Source organism: Allosphingosinicella sp., from assembly GCF_036387215.1.
In the GTDB taxonomy this organism is placed as follows: Bacteria; Pseudomonadota; Alphaproteobacteria; order Sphingomonadales; family Sphingomonadaceae; genus Allosphingosinicella.
On the sequence record NZ_DASVUE010000255.1, the window covers coordinates 1 to 1679 of the forward strand.

General features: G+C 68.0%; 2 protein-coding genes. Both read left to right on the plus strand.

From position 1 onward, the window contains the following. A partial coding sequence (locus VF662_RS10445) for a glycosyltransferase (protein WP_464140720.1) occupies positions 1-816 on the plus strand: 816 nt, incomplete at its 5' end. Continuing rightward, positions 813-1679: exosortase A (gene xrtA, locus VF662_RS10450; RefSeq protein ID WP_464140721.1), on the plus strand; the 867-nt coding region annotated here is incomplete at its 3' end. The genes VF662_RS10445 and xrtA, both read left to right, overlap by 4 nt.

Here is a 1679-nt window from a genome sequence, read left to right on the forward strand (position 1 = left end):
TTCGTCGACATGGATTCGGCCAAGTTCGGCGATTATGCCGGCTCCGGACCGATGCGCTGGGTCCACCGCCGCGAGGCTTCGAAGCTGCTCGATTTCGAGCGTGAAACCGCCGCCAGGGCCGATGCCAGCCTGTTCGTCAGCAATGCCGAGGCCGATCTGTTCCGGAAGCGGTCGGGCGTCGCCGAGGCAGACATACGCGCCGTCGGCAACGGCATCGATCTCGATTTCTACGACCCCGCCGCCGATTTCGCGCGCCTCGACGGCTCCTATCATCCGCTGATCGTCTTCACCGGCCAGATGGATTACCGCCCCAACGTGCAGGCGGTCACCGACTTCGCCGACCAATGCCTTCCCCCTTTGCTCGCCGAGCGGCCCGATCTCTGCTTCGCGATCGTCGGCCGAGCGCCCACGCCGGCGGTGATGCGGCTTGCCGACCGGCCGGGAGTGATCGTCACCGGCTCGGTGCCGGACGTCCGCACCTGGCTTCGAGCGGCCGACCTCGTCGTTGCCCCGCTCCGGATCGCCCGCGGCATCCAGAACAAGGTGCTTGAGGCGATGGCGATGGCGCGCCCCGTCGTAGCCTCAGCCGCCGCCTTCCAGGGCATCGACGCACGTGCCGGCCGAGATCTCATCGTTGCCGACAATGCCGGCGAGCAGGTGGGGGCGATCCTCTCGCTCCTCTCAAACCCGAAATCGGCAATGGCGATGGGCGCCGCCGCCCGCCGCCAGATGGTGAGCCGCTATCGCTGGGACGCGGCGCTCAAGCCCCTTACCGAGCTGCTCGCCACCGATACCGACCGCCAGGTGGCCGCATGACCGCCATGTCGCCGGCCCGCAGGTCGGACGCTTTGGACGCGGCAGGGCAGGGGTGGCGGCCGCACCTGATCGCACTCGGTGCGCTCGCCGCTTCGGTCCTCCTCCTCTTCCTCCGCGACGCATCGGGGATGGTTCGGATCTGGCTGGAGAGCGAGACGTTCAACCATTGCGCTCTCATCCTTCCGATCATCGGGTGGCTGGTCTGGCAGCGCCTGCCCGAGCTTCGGCAGCTACAGCCGTCCGCCTGGGCTCCCGGCCTGCTGCTCGTCGCGGCCGGGGCCGCCGGATGGCTGCTCGGCGATGCGGGAAGCGTCGCGGTCGCGCGCCATGCCGGGCTGGTGCTGATGCTCCAGGGCAGCGTCGTCGCTTGCCTCGGCAAGCAGGTCGCGTGCGCGCTCGCCTTTCCGATCTTCTACGCCATCTTCCTGATCCCGGCCGGAGACGAGCTCGTCCCGCCGATGCAGACGCTCACCGCCCAGATGTGCATGGCCCTGCTCGGCCTGGTCGGGCTCCCAGCCCATATCGAGGGCGTCTTCATCACCACGCCCACCGGCTATTTCGAAGTTGCCGAAGCGTGTTCCGGCGTCCAGTTCCTGATCGCGATGATCGCCTACGGAGCGCTGGTCGCCAACGTCTGCTTTCGCTCCTGGAGCCGGCGCTTGCTCTTCATGGCAGCCGCGATCCTCATCCCGGTGCTCGCCAACGGCGTCCGCGCCTGGGGGACGATCTACATCGCCCACCTCACCAGCAACGATTTCGCGGCCGGCTTCGATCACGTCTTCTACGGCTGGATCTTCTTCGCGCTCGTGATCGCCCTGCTGATGGCGGCCGGCTGGCCCTTCTTCGATCGGAAGCCGGGCGAC